Annotated in this window: 1 protein-coding gene; it reads right to left on the bottom strand. The window is 63.1% G+C overall.

Annotation, left to right across the window (positions count from 1 at the left end):
* Positions 1 to 1,576 (bottom strand): condensation domain-containing protein (locus ACZ5ON_RS36010; protein WP_465601840.1); only part of this gene is annotated, 1,576 nt, incomplete at both ends.

Consider the following 1,576-nt stretch of genomic DNA (forward strand, 5'->3'; position numbering starts at 1 on the left):
GCGGCGAACAGTTCGGGCAGTGTTGCGGCTGGTAGGTCGCGGGTGGTGTCGTTCCACCGTTCGATGACCAGCTCGCGTTCCTCGGGGCTGAGGATTTCCAGTTTGCTGATGGGCAGGTCGGGTTCGGTGGTCGCGGCTTCGAGCAGGCGCACCAACCGATTGGCGAGCCCTTCCACTGTCGATCGTTCGAACAGGTCTGTGCTGTATTCGATGTGTCCGTGGGTGCCGTTGGGTTTGCCGTCGGGGGTGTGTTCTTCGAGTAGGTCGAAGGTGAGGTCGAACTTGGCGGTGCCGGGGTGGACGGGTTCGATGTGGGTGTTGAGGCCGTCGAATTGGGGGCTTTCGGGGGTTGTGCTGCGGTGGGCGAGCATGACTTGGAAGAGTGGGTGGAGTGCGTTGGTGCGGTGGGGGTTGAGGGTTTCGACGAGGTGGTTGAACGGGATGTCTTGGTTGGTGTAGGCGGTGAGGTCGGTGTTGCGGGTGCGTTCGAGGAGTTCGCGGAATGTTGGGTCGCCGGTGGTGTTGTTGCGTAGGACGAGGGTGTTGACGAAGAAGCCGATGAGGTTGTCGGTGGCTTCGTCGGTGCGTCCGGCGATGGCGGTGCCGAGGGGGATGTCTGTGCCGGCGCCGAGGCGTGTGAGCAGGGTGGCGATGGCGGTTTGGATGACCATGAAGGTGCTGGCGTTGGTGGTGTGTGCCAGGCCTGTTAGGTGGGTGTGTAGTTCGGGGGTGATGTGGAAGGTGACGGTGTCGCCTTGGTGGCTGGGGGTGGTGGGGCGTGGGTGGTCGTAGGGCAGTGCGAGTTGTTCGGGGAGGTCCGCCAGGGTTTGTGTCCAGTAGGAGAGTTGGCGGTTGTGTTCGCTGTTGGGGTCTTCGGGGTTGCCGAGGAGTTGGTTGTGCCAGAGGACGTAGTCGGCGTAGTGGGTGGTGAGGGGTGTGAGTTTGGGGGTGTGGTTGTTGAGTCGGGCGGTGTAGGCGGTGGTGAGGTCGGTGGTGAGGGGGGTGAGGGACCAGCCGTCGGCGGCGATGTGGTGGAGGGTGAGGAGGAGGGTGTGGGTGGTTGGGGTGGTGGTGAAGAGGGTGGCGCGGATGGGGAGTTCGTTGTTCAGGTTGAAGGGTTTGGCGGCGTGGGTGGTTTGGTGGTGGGTGAGTTGGTCGGGGGTGGTGTGGATGTGGGTGAGGGTGAGGTGGGTGGGTTGGGTGGGGTGGATGTGTTGGTAGGGCTGGTCGTTGTGTTGGGGGTAGGTGGTGCGGAGGGGTTCGTGGTGGTTGATGAGGTCGTTGAGGGCTTGGGTGAGGGCGTGGGTGTTGAGGGTGCCGGTGAGGTGGATGGCGAGGGGGATGTTGTAGGTGGGGGTGGGTCCTTCGATTTGGTCGAGGATCCATAGGCGTTGTTGGGCGTGGGAGAGGGGTAGGTGTTCGGGCCTTGTTTGGGTGGTGAGTGTGGGGCGGTTGCGGGTGTGTGGGTTTTGGTTCTGGGTGAGGTGGGCGAGTTGGGTGGTGGTGGGGTTGTCGAAGAGGTCGCGGATGGTGAGGTTGGTGTTGAGGGTGGTGTTGATGCGGGTGATGAGGCGGG

It is taken from the genome of Kitasatospora sp. NPDC032150 (genome assembly GCF_055579945.1).